16 protein-coding genes and 1 pseudogene are annotated in these 19,823 nt (G+C 69.8%); 8 read left to right on the top strand and 9 right to left on the bottom strand.

Annotated elements, in window-relative coordinates; translation table 11 throughout:
- The 3 genes from ABD481_RS18100 to ABD481_RS18090 all read right to left on the bottom strand — a co-directional run.
- Positions 1–815 (bottom strand): S8 family serine peptidase (locus ABD481_RS18100; protein ID WP_344666845.1); only part of this gene is annotated, 815 nt, incomplete at its 3' end.
- 128 nt (positions 816–943) lie between these two features.
- Positions 944–2,362: a hypothetical protein gene (locus ABD481_RS18095; RefSeq protein WP_344666844.1), complete on the bottom strand. Its 1,419-nt coding sequence runs from the start codon at positions 2,360–2,362 to the stop codon at positions 944–946.
- Positions 2,363–2,448: 86 nt separating this feature from the next.
- Positions 2,449–2,823, bottom strand: coding sequence for a hypothetical protein (locus ABD481_RS18090; protein WP_344666843.1), 375 nt, complete (start codon positions 2,821–2,823; stop codon positions 2,449–2,451).
- 446 nt (positions 2,824–3,269) lie between these two features.
- On the opposite strand from ABD481_RS18090, the gene rpsO reads away from it, so the two are divergent.
- The 6 genes from rpsO to ABD481_RS18060 all read left to right on the top strand — a co-directional run bounded on the left by rpsO (position 3,270) and on the right by ABD481_RS18060 (position 10,718).
- Positions 3,270–3,539, top strand: coding sequence for a 30S ribosomal protein S15 (rpsO, locus tag ABD481_RS18085; protein WP_344666842.1), 270 nt, complete (start codon positions 3,270–3,272; stop codon positions 3,537–3,539).
- A 324-nt stretch (positions 3,540–3,863) separates the two neighbouring features.
- Positions 3,864–6,092, top strand: coding sequence for a polyribonucleotide nucleotidyltransferase (locus tag ABD481_RS18080; protein ID WP_344666841.1), 2,229 nt, complete (start codon positions 3,864–3,866; stop codon positions 6,090–6,092).
- A gap of 5 nt (positions 6,093–6,097) precedes the next feature.
- Positions 6,098–7,438, top strand: a complete 1,341-nt coding sequence (locus tag ABD481_RS18075; protein WP_344666840.1) for a M16 family metallopeptidase — start codon at positions 6,098–6,100, stop codon at positions 7,436–7,438.
- Positions 7,435–8,262, top strand: coding sequence for a 4-hydroxy-tetrahydrodipicolinate reductase (gene dapB, locus ABD481_RS18070; RefSeq protein ID WP_344666839.1), 828 nt, complete (start codon positions 7,435–7,437; stop codon positions 8,260–8,262). The genes ABD481_RS18075 and dapB overlap by 4 nt, the downstream gene beginning before the upstream one ends.
- Positions 8,263–8,302: 40 nt before the next feature.
- Positions 8,303–8,893, top strand: coding sequence for a hypothetical protein (locus ABD481_RS18065; protein WP_344666838.1), 591 nt, complete (start codon positions 8,303–8,305; stop codon positions 8,891–8,893).
- A gap of 142 nt (positions 8,894–9,035) precedes the next feature.
- Complete coding sequence (locus ABD481_RS18060; protein WP_344666837.1) at positions 9,036–10,718, top strand: hypothetical protein; 1,683 nt, start codon at positions 9,036–9,038, stop codon at positions 10,716–10,718.
- Positions 10,719–10,795: 77 nt separating this feature from the next.
- Here ABD481_RS18060 and ABD481_RS18055 read toward each other — a convergent pair whose 3' ends face one another.
- Positions 10,796–11,200 (bottom strand): RidA family protein, encoded by a 405-nt coding sequence (locus ABD481_RS18055; protein WP_344666836.1) that lies wholly within the window; start codon positions 11,198–11,200, stop codon positions 10,796–10,798.
- A 96-nt stretch (positions 11,201–11,296) separates the two neighbouring features.
- On the opposite strand from ABD481_RS18055, the gene ABD481_RS18050 reads away from it, so the two are divergent.
- Complete coding sequence (locus ABD481_RS18050) at positions 11,297–12,250, top strand: LysR family transcriptional regulator (protein ID WP_344666835.1); 954 nt, start codon at positions 11,297–11,299, stop codon at positions 12,248–12,250.
- A 111-nt stretch (positions 12,251–12,361) separates the two neighbouring features.
- Positions 12,362–13,027, top strand: a complete 666-nt coding sequence (locus tag ABD481_RS18045; RefSeq protein ID WP_344666834.1) for a flavin reductase family protein — start codon at positions 12,362–12,364, stop codon at positions 13,025–13,027.
- Here ABD481_RS18045 and ABD481_RS18040 read toward each other — a convergent pair.
- The 5 genes and pseudogenes from ABD481_RS18040 to ABD481_RS18020 all read right to left on the bottom strand — a co-directional run bounded on the left by ABD481_RS18040 (position 13,005) and on the right by ABD481_RS18020 (position 19,821).
- Positions 13,005–13,310 (bottom strand): hypothetical protein, encoded by a 306-nt coding sequence (locus ABD481_RS18040; RefSeq protein WP_344666833.1) that lies wholly within the window; start codon positions 13,308–13,310, stop codon positions 13,005–13,007. The genes ABD481_RS18045 and ABD481_RS18040 overlap by 23 nt on opposite strands.
- 103 nt (positions 13,311–13,413) lie before the next feature.
- A complete protein-coding gene (locus ABD481_RS18035; protein ID WP_344666832.1) occupies positions 13,414–14,028 on the bottom strand; it encodes a GTP-binding protein in 615 nt (204 codons plus the stop codon).
- A 15-nt stretch (positions 14,029–14,043) separates the two neighbouring features.
- Positions 14,044–14,379 (bottom strand): annotated as a pseudogene (locus ABD481_RS18030) (DUF742 domain-containing protein); the annotation flags it as partial.
- 79 nt (positions 14,380–14,458) lie between these two features.
- Positions 14,459–14,887, bottom strand: coding sequence for a roadblock/LC7 domain-containing protein (locus tag ABD481_RS18025; protein ID WP_344660005.1), 429 nt, complete (start codon positions 14,885–14,887; stop codon positions 14,459–14,461).
- On the bottom strand, positions 14,884–19,821 hold the full coding sequence (locus tag ABD481_RS18020) for a nitrate- and nitrite sensing domain-containing protein (protein WP_344666831.1): 4,938 nt from the start codon (positions 19,819–19,821) through the stop codon (positions 14,884–14,886). The genes ABD481_RS18025 and ABD481_RS18020 overlap by 4 nt, the downstream gene beginning before the upstream one ends.
- Positions 19,822–19,823 lie beyond the last annotated feature (2 nt).

Below are 19,823 nucleotides of genomic sequence, written 5' to 3'. Positions count from 1 at the left end.
CCCCGCCCCTCCACACGCCCCCCACTCCCAGGCGGCCGCTCCAACGAAACAGCAGCCAACACATCCAAGATCCCCGCCCCATACCGCGCATCCCGCACAGCCCCATGCATATCAGCCGGCTTATCAGCAGTAGCCTCCAAAGCCGCCACCACCTCCCCAGCCGTCCACCCCGGATGCGCACTCCTCACCAAAGCCGCAGCCGCCGAAACATAAGCCGTAGCCTCCGAAGTCCCATCCGAATACCCCACCCTCCCCCGATTATCATCCCGCAAAATATGCACCCCAGGCGCCACCAAATCAACATCATCCCCCCAATTAGACCGATCCCACACCCGCCCCGAACTATCAATAGCCCCGACACCCACAACACCCGGCCAAGCCGCCGGATAGTACTGCCGCGAGGTCCCATCGTTACCAACAGCCGCAACAACGATAATGCCTCTAGACTTGGCGCGCATGATTGCATTATAGATTTCCGGGTCGTTGGCGGTGCTGGTTAAAGCTAGGTTGATAACCGTCGCATGGTTCGTGATCGCATAGTTAATTGCAGGTGTAATTCCGAAGACCAATCCGGCGCCCGGGCCATCAGATGCCTTGATTGGAAGGATGCGAGCCTCGGGTGCTAGGCCGTAAATTCCGTTCTGATTTGACCGTTTGACGCCTGCGATTAGACTGGCCTCGCCCGTGCCGTGGCCGTACTCATCGACATCAATGCGGCCGTCTCCAATCGAAGCGGTAGTCGACATGTTAGAGAAGTCGGCGCCTGCTAGTAGATTCAGAGACAGGTCGGCAATGGGCTCTACACCTGTATCCACTACAGCGATAGTTTGATGCGCGCCGCGTGTAGTGCTCCATACATCGGTCGCCCTCAGGAACTGTAACGCCCACTGATTTTGTGGGTTGAATCCAGTTGTGGAGATAAGAGGGGCAACCAGCGGAAGTACTATGAGCGCTTGAACCAGTCCGGCGTTAGGATACCGTCTGCTGGTGCGGCGATTGTTTCGGAGACCCATACGCTCTTTCGTTCTGTGAGGTATGCGGGGCGGGGGTTGCGGTTCCCTCTCCCATGCCCTGCTGATCCAATGACTCCGAACGAGGGTGGAATCATCCCCGGTTCCTGTTGGGCGTCGATTTTAACGACTCTGTGACGACTTGTCGATTGAGCTCCAATCGCCGCGGCTGCGTGGTCGCTTTGGCCGGATGAGAGATAGCTCGCCGTGGGCGTCATATCGGTAGGTTGGCGAATTCCTCTTCCATCCACGGTCATCTTGTTAATGCTCTCTGCGGGCCCACTCGGTGAGCTGACGGCTGTGCTGTTGTTGGGGCTGTAGTTATAGTGTGGACCAGGCTCAGGAGTGACAGTGCTATAAATGGGCCAGCCTTCATGGGTATAACTCTCATGCTGCTGAGTCGACGCATACATCCCGTCAGGACTGCTTTCTTTGTGCACTTCCTTAGTTGGGTCGAGGCCTACTTCTCGCGGGGTCTGCTCTCCCGGATGACTATCGATCTCACTCTTTGATAATGTGTGACTTGGGTTGCGATTTGACCACTGACTGCCTTGTTCGACGGTGAAGCTAGTGACTTGCGTGGTTTGTTCTTCTGGGGCGCCGGGATGACTAAAAGCGGGATCGAGATGGGAACCCCTCTCCGACCCTACTTTGAGGCCCGCGATGCCACTATTTACATTAGTGAAAGACTCTACTTTCAAGTACTCTTTAGCTTGCTTAAGTGTCATTGGCGTGCTTGCGATTAGAGTGGAGCTATTGGGTTTTCTATTCTCCTCGGCTTCATACTTAGCAGATGGGGGCGGAGTGTTTCGGGCTTGCGGGGAGTTGGATCTAGTGACCCTATCTGTAGGGGCTTGGTTACTTTCGACTCGCGGATTTAACGTGGAGAACTGTGTTTGATTCTCTTCCGCAAAATTCTCTCCACGTAGTGAAGTCGATGCCGCGAGTTGGCTCCGTGTTTCCACGTATTGCGCAGCGATACCATTGACAACTTGTACTGCCTGCTCGCGCGCCGACTGGTAAGCAGCATCTTGTCGAGCTGCCTCCAGCGCTTCCATTGAAGTGGCCGGCCGGTCGATTACAGCAGTTACACCCGGATCGGGAAGTTCGGGAATATTTGCCATCTGATGTTGCTGTTCGGCAACGATAGTTGCGCAGCGGCTTACCGCGGTTGCAGCGGCTAGGGCGCTGTCTTGAAAGTCTTGGGCTTCTGTTGCGGCGCGGCGGAGGGTGGCGGCTGCTTGGTCGGCGGCGGGGCCTTTCCACCAGTTGGGGAGGTCGGATTGGGCGCGGGTGAGGAGGTCGGCTACTTCGGCTACGCGGGTGGCTAGGTGGTGGAAGGTGTCGGGCATGGCTTGGAGGGTGGTTAGTTGGGGGGAGGTGGCTAGGGTGCGGAGTTCGTTGAGGGTGAGGTGGGAGTAGTTGAAGGTGGGTTCGGTCATGGGGTGGTGACTTTGGTGGCGGCTGTGGCGGTGGCTTCGTCGGCTGCTGTGTAGGTTGCGTGGGTGCGTTCGGCGGCTGTGGTTATGGCTGTGATGGTTTCTTGGATTTGGTGGTACCAGGCTTCGAGGCGGTGGACGGTTTCGGTGTGGGTGTCGCCCAGGGGGTCGGCCTCGGCCAGTAGTCCATATACATATGACGCGGTGTCGCCTTTGGTGGTGCGCCACGCCGCGGGGCCGAGGTGGAGGCGGGGGTCGATGGTGGGCCAGGTGTGGGAGTGGGGGGCGGTGAGGGTGGTTTCGAGGTCGGCGAGGGTGCGGCGGAGGGCGGCGAGGTGGTCGAGGCAGACGTGGAAGTCGTAGTTGGTGGTCATGGGGGCGTCCTCCTGAGGAGTGGAGAGGAGGGAGGGGGCGGGAGGATGTTGGTGGGCCGTGGCGGCCTATTGAGGCATATGGGTGTTATGGGTGATATGAGAGATACGGGACGTCGGGGGTGGTTGGCAATAGCTCTGCGGGTGGTTGCGGAGGGCCGCATAGCCAAAGAGTTGAAGGGGTGTTGAAGCGCCGGCTGGGTGAAGGAGCGGGGAAATGCCGCGCGCTGGGTAACGGGGGAGTGGGGAGCAAGCGACCGACACGCCGCTGCAGAGGTCGGTCGCCAAGCCGTCGGCCGGCCGGCAAGCAAGCCCGCCCCCGCCCACCCCGCAAAACCCCCACCAGAACGGTGGTACCGTAAACACTCGGCCGCGAGCTGGTGAAGTCCCCCGTGTAGACGACCGGGGGCGCTGGGCGGTCGGATCGCATACCTGACGAGGAGTGACGCGTGTCTCTGGACGCAGCCACCAAGAAGAAGATCATTGAGGACTACGGCACCAAGGCCGATGACACGGGCTCCCCGGAGGTGCAGATCGCTCTGCTGACCTACCGCATCAACGAGCTCACCGAGCACCTCAAGTTCCACAAGCACGACCACCACAGCCGTCGGGGTCTGCTGCTGCTCGTCGGTCAGCGGCGGCGGTTGCAGGGCTACCTGCAGCGGACCGACATTGTGCGGTACCGCGCGCTGATCGAGAAGCTGGGCCTGCGCCGCTAGTCGGTTCGGGAGTGTTGACGGGAGCGGTCCGTGGTCACGGACCGCTCCTGTTGCGTACCCGCTGCGCACATGGGCGGCCCAAGCTGCCGACTTTTCCGGTTAGAGTGGGTACCGGAAAAGTTCAAGACGTTTTAGGGAACTGAAGAGGCACTGCGCGAGTACGACCTGGCGTCTAAGTGGCCGGTTGGGCGCCGATCTTCGGTAGTGGCCTTCGGGACGGATGTGCCCCGGGGGCTTCGATCGAAGACCGGGCCGCCACACGGCGGCGTCAGCACCGACAGAGCCGCGTCCTCTTCAGCTCGCCATCGAACTGAGGAGTACCTCTTGTCTGAGGGTGTTTTCACCACCGAGGCCGTTATCGACAACGGTCCCTTCGGCACGCGGAGCGTGCGTTTCGAGACCGGCCGTCTGGCTCGCCAGGCCGCGGGGTCGGTCGTCGCTTATCTGGACGACGAGACGATGGTGCTCTCGGCCACCACCGCCTCCAAGTCGCCGAAGGACTCGCTCGACTTCTTCCCGCTGACGGTGGACGTCGAGGAGCGCATGTACGCCGTGGGCCGCATCCCCGGCTCGTTCTTCCGGCGGGAGGGCCGGCCCAGTGAGGACGCGATCCTCACCTGCCGGCTCATCGACCGTCCGCTGCGTCCGTCCTTCGCCAAGGGCCTGCGCAACGAGGTGCAGGTCGTGGCCACCGTCATGGCGCTGAACCCGGACCACCTGTACGACGTCGTGGCGATCAACGCCGCGTCCGCGTCGACGCAGCTGGCCGGCCTGCCGTTCTCCGGCCCCATCGGCGGCGTGCGGGTCGCGCTGATCCAGGACCGCTGGGTCGCCTTCCCCACCCACACCGAGCTGGAGGAGGCCGTCTTCGACATGGTCGTCGCCGGCCGGGTGCTGGACGACGGCGACGTCGCCATCATGATGGTCGAGGCCGAGGCCACCTCGCAGACCGTGGCCCTGGTGGCCGGCGGCTCCACCGCCCCCACCGAGGAGGTCGTCGCCGACGGCCTGGAGGCCGCCAAGCCCTTCATCAAGGCGCTGTGCGTCGCCCAGCAGGAGCTGGCCGCCTCCGCCGCCAAGGAGACCGCGGAGTTCCCGCGCTTCCTGGACTACCAGGACGACGTCCTGGAGGCGGTCTCCGCCACCGCCAAGACCGAGCTGGCCGCCGCGCTCACCATCGCGGGCAAGCACGAGCGCGAGGAGGAGCTGGACCGCGTCAAGGCGCTGGTCGTGGAGAAGCTCGCGCAGCAGTTCGAGGGCCGCGAGAAGGAGATCGGCGGCGCCTTCCGGGCGCTGACCAAGAAGCTGGTGCGCGAGCGCATCATCCGCGACCAGGTGCGCATCGACGGCCGCGGCGTGCGGGACATCCGCCCGCTGTCCGCCGAGGTCGAGGTGGTCCCGCGGGTCCACGGCTCGGCGCTGTTCGAGCGCGGCGAGACCCAGATCCTGGGCATCACCACGCTGAACATGCTCCGCATGGAGCAGCAGCTGGACACGCTGAACCCCGAGACGCGCAAGCGCTACATGCACAACTACAACTTCCCGCCGTACTCCACCGGCGAGACCGGCCGCGTGGGCTCGCCCAAGCGCCGCGAGATCGGCCACGGCGCCCTCGCCGAGCGCGCCCTGATCCCGGTCCTGCCCGCCCGCGAGGACTTCCCCTACGCGATCCGGCAGGTCTCCGAGGCGCTGAGCTCCAACGGCTCCACCTCGATGGGCTCGGTCTGCGCCTCGACCATGTCGCTGCTGAACGCCGGCGTGCCGCTGCGCGCCCCGGTGGCCGGCATCGCCATGGGCCTGGTCTCCGCGGAGATCGACGGCAAGACCGAGTACGTCGCGCTGACCGACATCCTCGGGGCCGAGGACGCCTACGGCGACATGGACTTCAAGGTGGCCGGCACCAAGGAGTTCGTCACCGCGCTCCAGCTGGACACCAAGCTCGACGGCATCCCGGCCTCGGTGCTGGCCGCCGCGCTGAAGCAGGCCAAGGACGCCCGCCTGCACATCCTGGACGTCATGATGGAGGCCATCGACGTCCCGGACGAGATGAGCGAGTTCGCCCCGCGGATCATCACGGTGAAGATCCCGGTGGACAAGATCGGCGAGGTCATCGGCCCGAAGGGCAAGATGATCAACCAGATCCAGGAGGACACCGGCGCCGAGATCACGATCGAGGACGACGGCACGATCTACATCGGCGCCGCCACCGGCTCGGCCGCCGAGGCCGCGCGGGCCACGATCAACCAGATCGCCAACCCGCAGATGCCCGAGGTCGGCGAGCGCTACCTGGGCACCGTGGTGAAGACCACGACCTTCGGCGCGTTCGTCTCGCTGATGCCCGGCCGCGACGGCCTGCTGCACGTCTCCCAGCTCAAGAAGCTGGCCGGCGGCAAGCGGGTGGAGAACGTCGAGGACGTGGTCAAGGTCGGCGACAAGCTCCAGGTGGAGATCGCCGAGATCGACTCGCGCGGCAAGCTCTCCCTGATCCCGGTGCTGCCGGAGGGCGAGGGCGACGCCGCCGAGGCCAAGGCTGCCGAGGCGAAGGCCGAGTAACAGCCTTGTACCCGGTTGAGACCCTGATCGCCGGGCAGAACGGCAACGGCACTGTGCGCCGTACCGTCCTGCCCGGCGGTCTGCGCGTGGTCACCCAGACCATGCCCTCGGTGCGCTCGGTGACGTTCGGCATCTGGACCGGCATCGGCTCGCGCGACGAGCACCCGGAGGAGTCCGGCGCCACGCACTACCTCGAACACCTGCTGTTCAAGGGCACGGCGAAGCGCTCCGCGCTGGAGATCTCCGCGGCCATCGACGCCGTGGGCGGTGAGATGAACGCCTTCACCGCCAAGGAGTACACCTGCTACTACGCGCGGGTGCTCGACGCCGACCTGCCGCTGGCCATCGACGTGATCTGCGACCTGGTCACCTCGGCGCTGATCCGGCCCGAGGACGTGGACTCCGAGCGCAACGTCATCCTCGAAGAGATGGCGATGACCGAGGACGAGCCCGCCGACCAGATCCACGACGAGTTCGCCTTCGCCCTGCTGGGCGACTCCCCGCTGGGCCGCCCGATCCTGGGCTCGGTCGAGTCGGTCAACGCCCTGACCCGGGACGCCATCGCGGAGTACTACCACTCCCACTACACCGACGACCACCTGGTGGTCTCGGCGGCCGGCAACCTGGACCACGACGTCGTGGTGGCCCTGGTCGACCAGGCCTTCGCCGCCGCGCGCGGCACCCGGGACCCGGACCGCTCGCCGGTGGTGCCGCGGATCGGCGGCGACGCCGGCACCGCGCACGCCGGTCTGCGCCTGCTGTCCAAGCAGACCGAGCAGACGCACGTCGTGCTGGGCGTGCCCGGCGTGGCCCGCACCGACCGCCGCCGCTACCCGCTGGGCATCCTGTCCACGGTCCTGGGCGGCGGCATGTCCTCCCGGCTGTTCCAGGAGGTCCGGGAGAAGCGCGGCCTGGCCTACTCGGTGTACAGCTTCTCCACGCACCACGCCGACTGCGGCATGTTCGGCGTCTACGCCGGCTGCCAGCCGGAGAACTTCACCGAGGTGCTGAAGATCTGCCGCGACGAGATCGCCAAGGTCGCCGAGGACGGCGTCACCGAGGAGGAGCTGCGCCGCGGCATCGGCCAGGTGCGCGGCTCCACGGTGCTCTCGCTGGAGGACACCGGCTCGCAGATGACGCGCATAGGGAAGAACGAGCTCGTCTACGGCGAGCACCTCACCGTCGAGGAACTGCTGGCCCGCGTGGAGGCGGTGACAGTCGACGACGTCAAGGCGGTGGCCGCGGACTTCCTCCGGCAGCCGCAGGCTGTCGCGGTCATCGGCGACTACGAGGACGCCTCGTCGTTCGCGGGGGTCCTGGACGGGACGGAAGGGGTGTCGCTGTGAGCGCCGCGCTGGAGCAGGCTGTCGTGAAGGTCGCGGTGTTCGGGGCGGCCGGCCGCATGGGCCAGGCGGTGTGCCGGGCCGTGCAGGAGGCCCCGGGCCTGGAGCTGGTCGCGCAGATCGACGTCGACGACGACCCGCGGCGCGCGGTCGAGGCCGGCGCCGAGGTCGCGGTCGATTTCACCCACCCCGGCGTGACCATGCAGAACATCGCGTTCTGTGCGAGCAACGGCATCGACGTCGTGGTCGGCACCTCGGGCTTCGACGAGGCCCGCCAGGCCGAGGTCCGGGCGCTGCTCGACGGCGGCGATGGCGGTCATGGCGGCGATGGCGGCGACGGCGGTCACGGCCGCTCGACCCGGGTCCTGGTGGCCCCGAACTTCTCCATCGGCGCCGTGCTGATGATGCGCTTCGCCGCGGCCGCCGCGCCGTACTTCGAGAGCGTCGAGATCGTCGAGCTGCACCACCCGGACAAGGTCGACGCCCCGTCGGGGACCGCGACCCGCACCGCCGAGCTGGTCGCCGAGGCCCGCGCGGCCGCGGGCAGCGCTCCGATGCCCGACGCGACGCTGCGTTCATCGACATCTCCTGCGCTCGACGGAGCCCGCGGCGCCGCCGTGGACGGCGTCCCGATCCACTCCGTCCGGCTGCGCGGCCTGATCGCGCACCAGGAGGTGCTGCTCGGCTCGGTCGGCGAGACGCTGACCGTCCGGCACGACTCGCTGGACCGCGCCTCGTTCATGCCGGGCGTGGTGCTGGGCTGCAAGAAGATCGCGACGCTGCCGGCCGGGTTGACCGTCGGCCTCGACGCGCTGCTGGACCTGTAGGACCTGTAGGAATTCCCGCACGGCATCGTTAGGCACCCTCATGCGCAACCGCACCACGGCCCTGGTCCTGGTCGTCATCCTGTGCTTCTACCTGCTGCTGGCCGTCCAGCGCGGGGTGTGGCTGGTGGCGACCGGCAAGCCGGTGCTGGTGCTGTTCGGCATCGGGGTGCTGATGCTGCCGGTGGTCGGGGCCTGGTTCGTGGTCACCGAGGTGCGGATCGGCAACGCCTCCTCCCGCCTCGGGGCCCGGCTGGAGGCCGAGGGCCGGTGGCCGACCGACGAGATCCCGACCCGGCCCTCGGGCCGGCCGGACCTGGCGGCCGCCGACGAGATCTTCGCCGAGCGCAAGGCCGAGGTCGAGGCCGATCCCGAGGACTGGCGCGGCTGGTACCGGCTCTCGCTGGCCTACAACGACGCCCGGGACCGGCCACGGGCCCGCAGGGCCCTGCGCCGGGCGATCGAGCTGGACCGGCAGCACAGGACCGCCCCGAACTCCGCCCTGAACCCTGCCCCGAACTCCGCCCCGAACTCCGCCCCGAACTCCGCCCTGAACCCTGGCCGGGACGCCGACGGCACCGCGCCGGACGGCGACCGGGACGCCGAGGCCGCCCGGAACCGCCAGCACAGCTGACGCGATCCGGCCATCGGACCTCCCTCGTATCGACAGTGCCCTGATACCGGGCTACTGTCCCACCCGCTGACGCCCAGGTCAGTGACCGGCCCATCGCTGCCAGTGATCAGCGTGGTCGGTCCCGGCGTTTTCGGGAGGAACTGTGAGGCTCAGACGCAAGTGGCCCGTCATCATCGGGCTTGTCGCGCTCGCCGCGTTCGCGGCGCCGTTCGCCAAGGCGGACCAGCGGACGCCGATCGCGTCCCCGGCCGCCCGGTCGGCGGTGAAACCCCTGGACTGCTCCACCAACCGCGCCATGTGCACCGAGGTCGACGACAGCGAGTTCGTGTTCGGGGAGGACCACTACGTCGGCCACGACGAGCCGGCGAACCTGTTCTACAGCGACACCCCGGGTGCGGGTAACGACAACACCTACTTCCTGCGCCTGCCCAAGGACCCGCCGCAGCAGCCGGTGCAGGACGGTTCCGGCTCCAGCTGGAACTTCCAGCTGCATCCGGCGTTCTGGTTCGGCATGGCGATGTGCGACGACCAGTCGGCGCCGGCGCCCGGCGCGAACGCGGCGTGCCGGCCCGACAGCGACAGCAACATCTACACCGACACCGACGTGAACTCGCCGCACTACATCGGCAAGCACCCCGGTGCCGGCTTCATGGAGATGCAGTTCTACCCGCCCGGCTGGGTGCCGTTCCCGAACGGCGTCAGCTGCGACCCGACCAAGTGGTGCGCCGCGCTGAACATCGACAGCTTGTCGCTGAACTACAACACCGGGACCTTGAACAACGCCGACTGCCTGAACAAGGCCGGCGAGGAGTACGTGAACTACGCGTTCCTCACCAACAGCGGCGCGGCCACTACCCCGGCCGACCCGACCAACAACGACCGGTTCACCGTCGACCCCGCGCACGACGCCTTCTACAGCTCCGGCGACGTGCTCAAGGTCCACATGTTCGACACCTCGGCCGGGTTCCGCGTCGAGGTCACGGACGTCACCCAGCACCGGGTCAGCTCGATGACGGCCTCGGCGGCCAACGGCTTCGCGCAGGTCGCGTTCCAGCCCGCCGCCACCACCTGCCAGACCGTCCCGTCGGCCTTCCACCCGATGTACTCCACCTCCAGCGAGGCCACCCGCGTGCCGTGGGCCGCGCACGGCTACAACATCGCCTTCTCCGACGAGATCGGCCACTTCGAGTACTGCGCCGCCGCCGATCCCGGCACCGGCAACTGCACGCAGGCCGCCGGAGGCGACGGCACCGTCGACGCCGACGACAACTTCTGCTTCAACCCGTCCGACTCGGTACTGGTGAAGATCGGGGGATGCGTCGGCGAGGCCCCGACCGACGACGACTACGACGGGGTCTCCTACACGAAGGCCTGGCCGGGCAGCGGCGGCACTACACCGACTCCGGACCCGATCGCCTTCAGCAGCCCGTTGATCCACGGGACCCGGAACTTCGAGCGCTCGGCCTTCGAGACCGACCTGCCGCGGATCGAGGACAACGACACCCTGCCGCTGCCCTGCAACCGGCAGACCGGCGTGAACTGCGTGAATCCGCCGCCCGGATCGCAGTTCTACCCGATCTTCGTCACGCACCAGCTCAACCCGGCGGCGTGCGTGTGGCAGGAGGGCGGGCCGGCGATCCCCGGCGCGTCGAAGACCTTCGGCGGGACGTCGCAGGCCGAGTTCGGGAGCCTGCTTCCGCTGTCGTATCCACGCCCCGGCGGCCCGACGACCGTCTACAACAACTTCCGGCGGGTGCTGCCGTCCAACCCGTGCTCGGCGCTGCCCGGCGAGGCGTTGGGAGCGTTGATGGGGCACAAGCTGTAGCGGGGGCCAGGTGAAACGGCGCGGCGGGCCGGATCCGTCCAGGCCCGCCGCGCCGTCGGCCTCAGGGGCCGCTGCGCCTAGATGATCGCGGTCGCCTCGACCTCGATCAGCGCGTCCGGCAGGAACAGGCTGGAGACCTCGACCGTGGTGCTGGTCGGCGGGGTGAGCCCGTCGAGGAACTCGGCGCGGACGTCGCCGTATTCGCTGATCCGCGAGATGTCGGTCAGGAATGTGCGCAGGTTGATGACATCTTTGTAGGTCGCGCCGTACGCTGCGAGCACTTGGCCGATCAGCTCCATGACGCGCCGCGACTGCGCGCGCATGTCGTCGACACCGACGATCTGGTGGTCGTCGCCCCAGGCCACCTGGCCGGCGAGCATCAACAGGGTGCGCTCGCCGAGCGGGACGACGGCGACGTTGGAGAAGGCTTTGTGCGGCGAGCTGGGCACACCGGCGGGGTTGTCGAGGGTGAAGTTGCTCATGGCCCGAAGGTATTTTCCGCACCGTGATACCACTAGCGAATAGTTGGCATGGTTGCCATTCCTGAGTCGCATGGATCGGCGTTAGCATGGCCGGTCATGGACACCGCGTTGCTCGAAGTCTTCCTGGAGGTCGCGCGGCGCGAGTCGTTCACGGCGGCGGCCGCGCCGCTGGGCTTCACGCAGTCCGCGGTGTCCCGACAGATCGCGACGCTGGAGGCGGCCGTCGGCGCGCCGCTGTTCGACCGGCTCCCACGGGGCGTACGGCTGACCGAGGAGGGCCGGGCCCTCCTGCCCCACGCGGAGGCCGTCGTGGGCCGTCTACGGGCCGCTGTGGGCGATGTACGGGCTGTGCGGATACTGGGCGGCGGGCGGCTGCGGCTCGGAGCGATCCCGACGGCCGAGATGGCGTTGGTGCCGCGAGCGATCGCGGCGTTCCGGCGGGCGCACCCGGGCGTGGCCGTGACGCACGCCGAGGGGCTCACCAGAGGACTGACTGCGGCGCTGCGGGCGGGGGACCTGGACCTCGCGGTCATCGGGACGCCGGATCCGGAGCCGGTGTTCGAGGGCGTACGGCTACGGCGCCTGATGGGCGATCCGCTGGCCGTCGCGCTGCCGGTCGGACACCGGCTGGCCGGCCGGGACGTGGTGCGGCTGGCCGACCTCGCCGGCGAGAACTGGATCGCCGGGCAGGCGCGGCCGGAGGAGACGCTGATCGCCGGTGTTCGGATCGCGCAGGACAAGAGCCTTCGAGGACGGGCTGCCGAAGCCGGCGCCGCCACCCGCGATGCCCAGGAGCCGGACGCGGCGTTCCGGCCGGTGATCGACTACGTGGTGCTGGAATGGGCGGCGAAGCAGGGCTTCGTCGCCGCCGGGCTGGGAGTGACGCTGATCCCGTCGCTCGCGGCCGCGGCCGTGCGGTCCGACGTGGTGGTCGTGGCGCTGGATCCCGAGGAGGTGGCTCCTCGGTCGGTGTTCGCGGCCACGCCGGAAGGGGTCGCGGACAGCGCGGCGGTGACGGCCTTCTTGAAGCTGCTGACGCCGATCCGCTGAGGTCGGCCCCGGGAAGACGGCTCGGACCCGGCCGGGAGCGCACCGTTCGGTGCCCGGTGACCGGTCCGAAATCCGCCGGTATCGGCCGTGCCGGGAGTGGAGCATTGAGGCATGCACACCGAACCCGGTATCAAAGTCCTGTACTTCGGAACCCCGGTCGTCCTCATCACCACGCGCAACGAGGACGGCACTGCCAATATCGCCCCCATGTCCTCGGCCTGGTGGCTGAGCAACAACGCGATGCTGGGCCTGGGGAACCACTCGCAGACCGCCATCAACATCGCCCGCGAGGGCGAGTGCGTCCTGAACCTGCCGTCCTCGGACATGGTCGAGTACGTCGACCGGATCGCCATGACCACCGGCAACCCGCAGATCTCGGCGCACCGGCTGGAGCAGGGGTATCGCACGGTCCGCGACAAGTTCGGCCTGGCCGGCCTCACCGAGCAGGCCTCGGACCTGGTCGCCCCGCCCCGGATCCGGGAGTGCCCGATCCAGATGGAGTGCCGCCTCACCGACGGCCACCCGATCGGCGCGGGGGCCCGGATGACGGCGTTCGAGGTCGAGGTCCTGCGCACGCATGTCGAGGAGCGGCTGGTGATACCCGGCACGCACTACATCGACCCGGTGGCCTGGGATCCGCTGATCATGAAGTTCTGCGAGTTCTTCGGCGGGGGAGTGCCGGTGCACTCCTCGAAGCTCGCGGTCGGCTGGCAGATGCCGCACCGGCTGGGGCCGGCCGCCGAGCAGCCGGCCCTCAGTGGGTCAGCGTCAGCTTGATCGCCAGTCCCGGCAGCAGCAGGCCGAACGCGGTGAAGGCCAGCGGGCCGTTGGCCCCGCAGTGCAGCCGCCGGGTCCCGCCCTCGCGCACCGCGACCGTGACCTTCTTGGAGTACATGCCGTCCAGGGACAGCTCGACCAGGTGGTCCCCGGGCTCGACGGCGAACTCGGCGGCGCCGTTGTGCGGGAGGCGGCCGACCGCGACGCCGTCGATCCACACCTTGTAGGGGCGGGGGCGCAGCTGGAAGCCGCTGCGGCGGGTGAGGGTTATCGTCCCGGACATGCGCAACCTGCTTAATTCGGACACTGGGGGTGCACAGGAGCATAAGCGGGCGGGGCGGCACCGGAATCCGGTGCCGCCCCGCCGTTGCGCGATCGTTGCCTACTCAGGACGCCGCCGCCGCTGCGAAGCGTGACATGGCGTGCTCCACCAGGCGGATGAGGGTCAGCTTGGTGGACTCCCGGCTGCGGGCGTCGCAGGTCACCACCGGGACGTCCGGCGGGATCGACAGCGCCTCGCGGACGTCGGCGACCTCGTGCGTGAGCATGCCGTCGAAGCAGTTCACGCCGACGATGTAGGGCAGGCCGGCGTCCTCGAAGTAGTCGATGGCCGAGAAGCAGTCGGCCAGCCGCCGGGTGTCGACCAGCACCACCGCGCCGATGGCGCCGCGGCACAGGTCGTCCCACATGAACCAGAAGCGGTTCTGGCCCGGGGTGCCGAACAGGTACAGGATCAGCTCGCGGTCCAGGGACACCCGGCCGAAGTCCATCGCCACCGTGGTGGTGACCTTGCCCGGCACCACCGTGAGGTCGTCCACGCCCTCCGACGCCGCGGTCATCACGGCCTCGGTGGTGAGCGGGGCGATTTCCGAGACCGCGCCGACGAAGGTGGTCTTGCCCACGCCGAAGCCGCCGGCGACGACGATCTTCACCGACGTGGTCGGACCCGCCGCGGGCTGCTGAGGTGCCGCGGGAGCCTGTCCGTACGGGGAGTAGTTCATTGCACGGCCTCCTTTCTACAGATTGCGGAGCCCGATGAGGACTCGTTCGAGGAGCGCGAGGTTGGGCTGGCCGTTGTCGGTCTCGCCGGGCTGCTGGATGGCCACCAGGCCGGCGTCGGACATGTCGCCCAGCAGCACCCTGACCACCCCCAGCGGCATCCGCATCAGCGCCGCCACCTCGGCGACCGACTTCAGCTCGACGCACAGCTCGCAGATGCGCTGGTGCTCCGGTTCACGCCCGGGGACACGCGACCGTCCGTTGTCCGTCGTCGACACCAGCGCCTCGATCGGCAGCTGGTAGCGGGCCCGTGTGCGGCCCCGGGTGAGCGCGTAGGGACGGACGAGGGGCGAGGAATCGTGCGCGCTGCTCACGGCCGCGTGCTCCTGTCGCTCGTCACAGCAGGGGGAAGGGTGGTCACCGGGCTTCCTCTCAGCGCGGCAGGGACGACTGGAGCTCGGCACGCAGCGCCGGCGTCAGGACGTCGCCGGCGCGCTCCACGAGCAGGGCCATCTCGTAGCCGATCAGACCCATGTCGCAGTCCGAGGAGGCGAGCACGGCCAGGGCCGAGCCGTCGGAGATGGCCATCACGAACAGGAAGCCGCGGACCATCTCCACGACGGTCTGCGTCACCGAGCCGCCCTCGAAGATCCGGGCCGCGCCGGAGGTCAGCGACGACAGCCCGCTGGCCACCGCCGCGAGCTGGTCGGCGCGGTCCCGGGGGAAGCCGTCGGACACCGCCAGCAGCAGGCCGTCGGAGCTGACCACCACGGTGTGCGCCACGCCCGGGACGCGGTCGACGAAGTTGGTGATCAGCCAGTTGAGATTCCGGGCGGCTTGGGTGAGGTTCGGGTCGTTCACGGTTGCTCAGTCCTGCTTTCCTGGCTCGGGGCACCGAAGGCGGCCGGGCCGTCGGACGCGGTGGGGTTGGTGGCGGTGTCGGTCGGCTGCGGGTCGCCGGGACCGCCGGCGGCGTCCCGGCCTTGGCGCAGCCCCTGGTGGAAGCTGGCCAGCCGGCTGCGCACGGCCTCGGCCGAGCGCGCCGGGATCGGCGGGGCGGCGGCCTTGGCGGCGCCGACGCCGTCGGCCGAACCCGGAACCAGGTTGGAGCGCGGGACGCGCTTGGGCAAGCCCTTCGGGGTCAGACCGGCCGCGACCGGCTTCTTCACCACCTCGGCGGCCCTCCACCCCTCGTCGCCCGGGGACTGCCAGGGCTGGCCCGCGGAGCTCTGGTCGTCGTTCATGGGCTCCTTGCGTTCCTCGTGCGGCGTGGCCTCGTGCGGTGCGGGAGCCGGCGCGGCGGGGCCGGCGCTCGGCGGGGTCGGGACGTCCGCGCCACCGCCGAACGGCGAGGCCGGAACGGTGGGCGGGACCGGCGGTGCGACCGGGGGTGCGGTCGGCGGTGCGGTCGGGGGCGCGGCCTGGAACGCGGCCTGCGGCGCCTCGGCCGCCGGAGCGGTCCGCGGGGCCTCGGGCTCCGGCGGGGCCGCCGGCGGCGGGAGGACCGTGGCGCCGGGCGGCACCACCGGGGACACCGGCGTGGCCGGGGCGACCGGCGTGCCCGGCGGCAGCGGCGCGGCGGCCGGCGGGGCGGCCTCCACCCGCGGCTCGGGGATGATCGGGCGGACCGGCTCCACCGGCACCGCGCCCGCCTCCAGAGCGCTCTGCGCCGGCGTGGCGCCCTGGGCGCGGACCCGGAACCACTCGGACTCGATCGCGTTGAAGATCGCGGTGTCGTGCGGGTCGGAGTCCATCGGGACCGACTCGATCGGCGCGGTCAGCGGGTCGGTCGCGAAGTCCAGGCCGGAGCCGGACAGCGGATCGGCCGGGGCCCCGTACGCCGGGCCCGCGAGCGGCTCGCCGGTCGGCGGCGCGAGGCCGTCGGCGGGGGCCGTGAACGGGTTGGCGGCGGCGTCGCTCAGCGGAGTGGCGAAGCCGGAGCCGGAGTCGGACAGCGGGGCGCTGAAGGAGCCGGTGTCGCCCAGCGGGGTGCCGAAGGACCCGGAGTCGCTCAGCGGCGTGCTGTAGGAGCCGGAGTCGCTCAGCGGCGTGCCGTAGGAGCCGGAGTCGCCGAGCGGGGTGTGGAAGCCGGATCCGGAGTCGGACAGCGCGTCGCCGGCCGGGGCGCCGGGGGCCGCGAACGGGTTCGCGGGGGCGTCGAAGCCGGCCAGCGGCTCACCGGTCGGGGCCGGGGGTCCGGCCGGCGCCGCGAAGGGGCTCGCGGCGGCGTCGGACAGCGGGGTGGCGAAGCCGGACCCGGAGTCCGACGGGCCGTCGCCGCCGGGGGCGAACGGGTTCCGCTGGAACGACGGGGACTGGCCGGCCGGGGCGCCCGGGTGGACGCCGAACGACGGGGCCTGGCCGCTCGGGGCGGCGAACGGGTTCACCGGCTCGGCGGGCGCCGCTCCTGGGTGCTGCCCGAACGACGGCGCGTCGCCGCCGGCCGGAGCGCCCTGGACCGGGTACTCGCCGCTGCCGAGCGCCGGGAACTCGCCGCTGCCCGGCGTCCCGAAGGCCGGGAACTCGCCGCTGCCGCCCGGACCGCCCGGGAGGTTGGTGGCGCCCGGGGTGGGGGCGCCCGGCGCCGGGTACTCGCCGCTGCCCTGCGGTTCCGGGAGGGCCGGAGCCTGCGGAGCGCTGCCGAACCCGCTGTCCCGGTGCCCGCCGAACGGGGTCATCCGCACCTCGCCCGGCGCCGCGAACGGATCGCCCGCCGCCAGCTCCGCGCCGAGGTCGTTGTTCATGCCGCTGCCGGACTGGGCCTCGCCGCTGCTCGGGCCGGTGCCCGGGCGGAAGTCCGCGGCCGTGGTGCCCGCCGGGGTCGGGCCGGAGCCGAAGCTCGGGCCGCTCGGCGGCGGCAGCAGCAGGTCGTCCGGCTGGTCCTGGGCGTCGCGGTAGGCCGCGAACTCGCCGGTCTGCTCCATCTCCGGGATGTTCGGCAGCAGGTCGTCGAAGCTGGAGCTGAGGTTCAGGCCGCCGGTCGGCGCCGGGGGCGCCGGCGGCGGGGTCGGGGCGTTCCCGACGTTGAAGTTCAGCCGCATGTCGCCGCCGTCGTCGGCGCTGATCCGGAACTGGCCGCTGTTCTCGGCCTGCTCCGGCGGCCCCGGGCGCCGGTCGGCGCCCGGGCGGAAGTCGTACGTCGCGGAGTTGTCCAGGGCCTCGGCCAGCCGGCCGTCGAGCTCCGGCTCCGGCACCGAGAAGGCCGGGCGCTCGAAGGCGCTGCCGGAGTCGCCGGCGTCGCCCTCGCGGATCACCGGCACCACGCCGCCGGACATCGGGTCGGTCTCGGCCAGCAGGTCGGCCAGGTCCGGCGGGGTGGAGCCGGTGCCGCGGTACGGCGGCGCCGCCGGGCTCACGTCCTCCCAGCCGTCGCCGGCGCCCGGGCCGCGGCCGCCGGGGCCGTCCAGGCCCAGCGGCGCGGCCGAGACCCGCTCGCCGCCGAACGGCCCCTGCGGGGGCTGCGGCAGCTGGGGCCGGCCCATCGGGGGCAGCTCCGGGGTCTGACCGGGCAGCTCGCGCTGGTCGGCGCGGACCGGGCCGCCGGGCCGCCGGGGCAGCCCGGTCGCGGTCACCGCCGGCTGCTGGCCGGTGTCGGTGGTCAGCTCGCCCAGCGCGTTGCGGCCGATGGCCGGGGCGTCGGCCAGGTTGCCGGCCAGCAGCGCGGCCGGCACCAGCACCAGGGCGGTGATGCCGCCGGTGGCCGAGCGGCGCAGCCGGACCTGGATGCCGTGCCGGGTGGCCAGCCGCCCGACCACGAACAGGCCCATGCGGCGGGAGATCGCCACGTCCACCACCGGCGGGTTGGCCAGTCGCTCGTTGGCGTCGTCCAGTTCCTCCGGGGTCATGCCGATCCCGGAGTCCTCGATCTCCAGCATCACGCCGCCGGTGTTCAGCAGGTTGCCGGTGACCGAGACCTTGGTCTCCGGCGCGGAGAACGAGGTCGCGTTCTCCAGCAGCTCGGCGACCAGGTGCACGACGTCGTTCACGGCGCGGCCGGCGACCTCGACGGTCGGCAGGTCGCGCAGCGTCACCCGCTCGTACTGCTCCACCTCGGAGGCCGCGGCGCGCAGCACGTCGATCAGCGGCACCGGCTGCGACCAGCGGCGGCCGGGCTCCTCGCCGGCGAGCACCAGCAGGTTCTCACCGTTGCGGCGCATACGGGTCGCCAGGTGGTCCAGCTTGAACAGCGAGGCCAGCTGGTCCGGGTCCTGCTCGGCGTTCTCCAGCTCGTCGATCAGCCGCAGCTGGCGCTGCACCAGCGACTGCGAGCGGCGCGAGAGGTTGGTGAACATCGCGTTGACGTTGTTCCGCAGCATGGCCTGCTCGGTCGCCAGCCGGACCGCCTCGCGGTGCACCTCGTCGAACGCGCGGGCCACCTGGCCCACCTCGTCGGTGCTGGTCAGGGCGATCGGGTTGATCGGCTCCAGGGGTTCGGAGCCGTCGGCGTCGCGCAGCCGGCGGACCATCTCCGGCAGCCGGCTGCCGGCGATCTCCAGCGCGGTGTTCTGCAGCACCCGCAGCGGCCGCACCAGCGACCGCGCGATCAGCGCGGTGGCGATCGACACGATGATCAGCACGCCGATGATGACGCCGATGTTCAAGTACATGGTGTTACGGGCGTCGTTGGCCAGCGCGTTGGCCCGGTCCACCAGGACCTTGGCCTGCGCGGCCCGGACCTTCTGGTACTTGTTCAGCACCGAGTCGTACTTGAAGTAGACGGTGCCGGGGACCAGCTGTACGCCGTTGTCGACGCCGCTGGCCAGCTCGTCACCGATGGTGGTCAGGTACTGGTTGGCGCCGGTGTAGGAGTCGCCGACGTCCACCGTGTCGCTGAGCATCTGCTGCATCTGCGAGCCGGCGATGGTCTTGAACTCGGCCCGGGTCGAGGCCAGGTCGGACACCAGGCCCTGGAGGGTGCTGCTGTTGTCCTTGGCCTGGTTGGGGTCGAAGTGCACGGACAGCGCGGTGAGGAACCCGCGCTCGCGCGAGGTGGTCTCGGTCATCTTCGCCAGGTCGCTCAGCGCCCGGGCGTTGTTGATCAGCTGCTGGTCGCCGGCGTCGGCGGCGACGAACTGGTACAGCGTGTTCAGGCTGTCCAGCAGCTTGTTGTACTGGTTGAAGACGTCCATCGGGTTCGAGAACGGGCGGTTCACCGCCTGGATGAGCGAGCTCTCGGTGGACATGTTCGCCTTGGCGTCGGCGATCGCCGCCAGCGTGTCCTTCGGGTAGCTGCCGTCGATCTTGTTCAGCACCGGCAGGATGGTCGCGCGCGCCTTGTCGGTGGTCTTGCGCAGCTGCTCCACGCCGGTGTTGAGGTTGCTCAAGGTGGCCTGGTCCGGGGTCTTCTGGTCCCGGAAGGCCATCATCTCCACGGAGTTGTCGCGCTCGTTGTGCAGGGCGTCGATCAGGTTCGACAGCGGGCCCTCGGCGGCGGCCATGGTCTTGGCGTGGTCGTAGGTCTGCACGTTGCCGACCTGCTGCGCGATCCGGGCCGCGGCGCCGACGATGGTGGCCACCAGCGGCACGATGACCAGCACCACGAGCCGGGTGCGCACGCGCCAGTTCTTGGGCGAGAAGCGGTTCGCCTGCCCGCTCGGCGGCGGGGGCGGCGGGGCCTGCCCGCCGGCGTCCCCGGCCGGATCGGCCGCGGGGATCGGACGCTGCCCGGGCAGGACCGAGTCCCGGGGTCCTCGGGGGACGGGGCGGCCAGCCGCCGCGTCGGATATCGATCCGCCGGACGGCGGCCCGTCCACACCGCGCTCCGGGAAGGGAGCCGGCGGACGGCGCGGGGTCACGG

The sequence above is a fragment of the Catenulispora yoronensis genome (assembly GCF_039531695.1).
In the GTDB taxonomy this organism is placed as follows: domain Bacteria; phylum Actinomycetota; class Actinomycetes; order Streptomycetales; family Catenulisporaceae; genus Catenulispora; species Catenulispora yoronensis.
The sequence above is the reverse complement of the archived record's forward strand: the minus strand, read 5'-3'. Positions and strand labels throughout refer to the sequence as shown.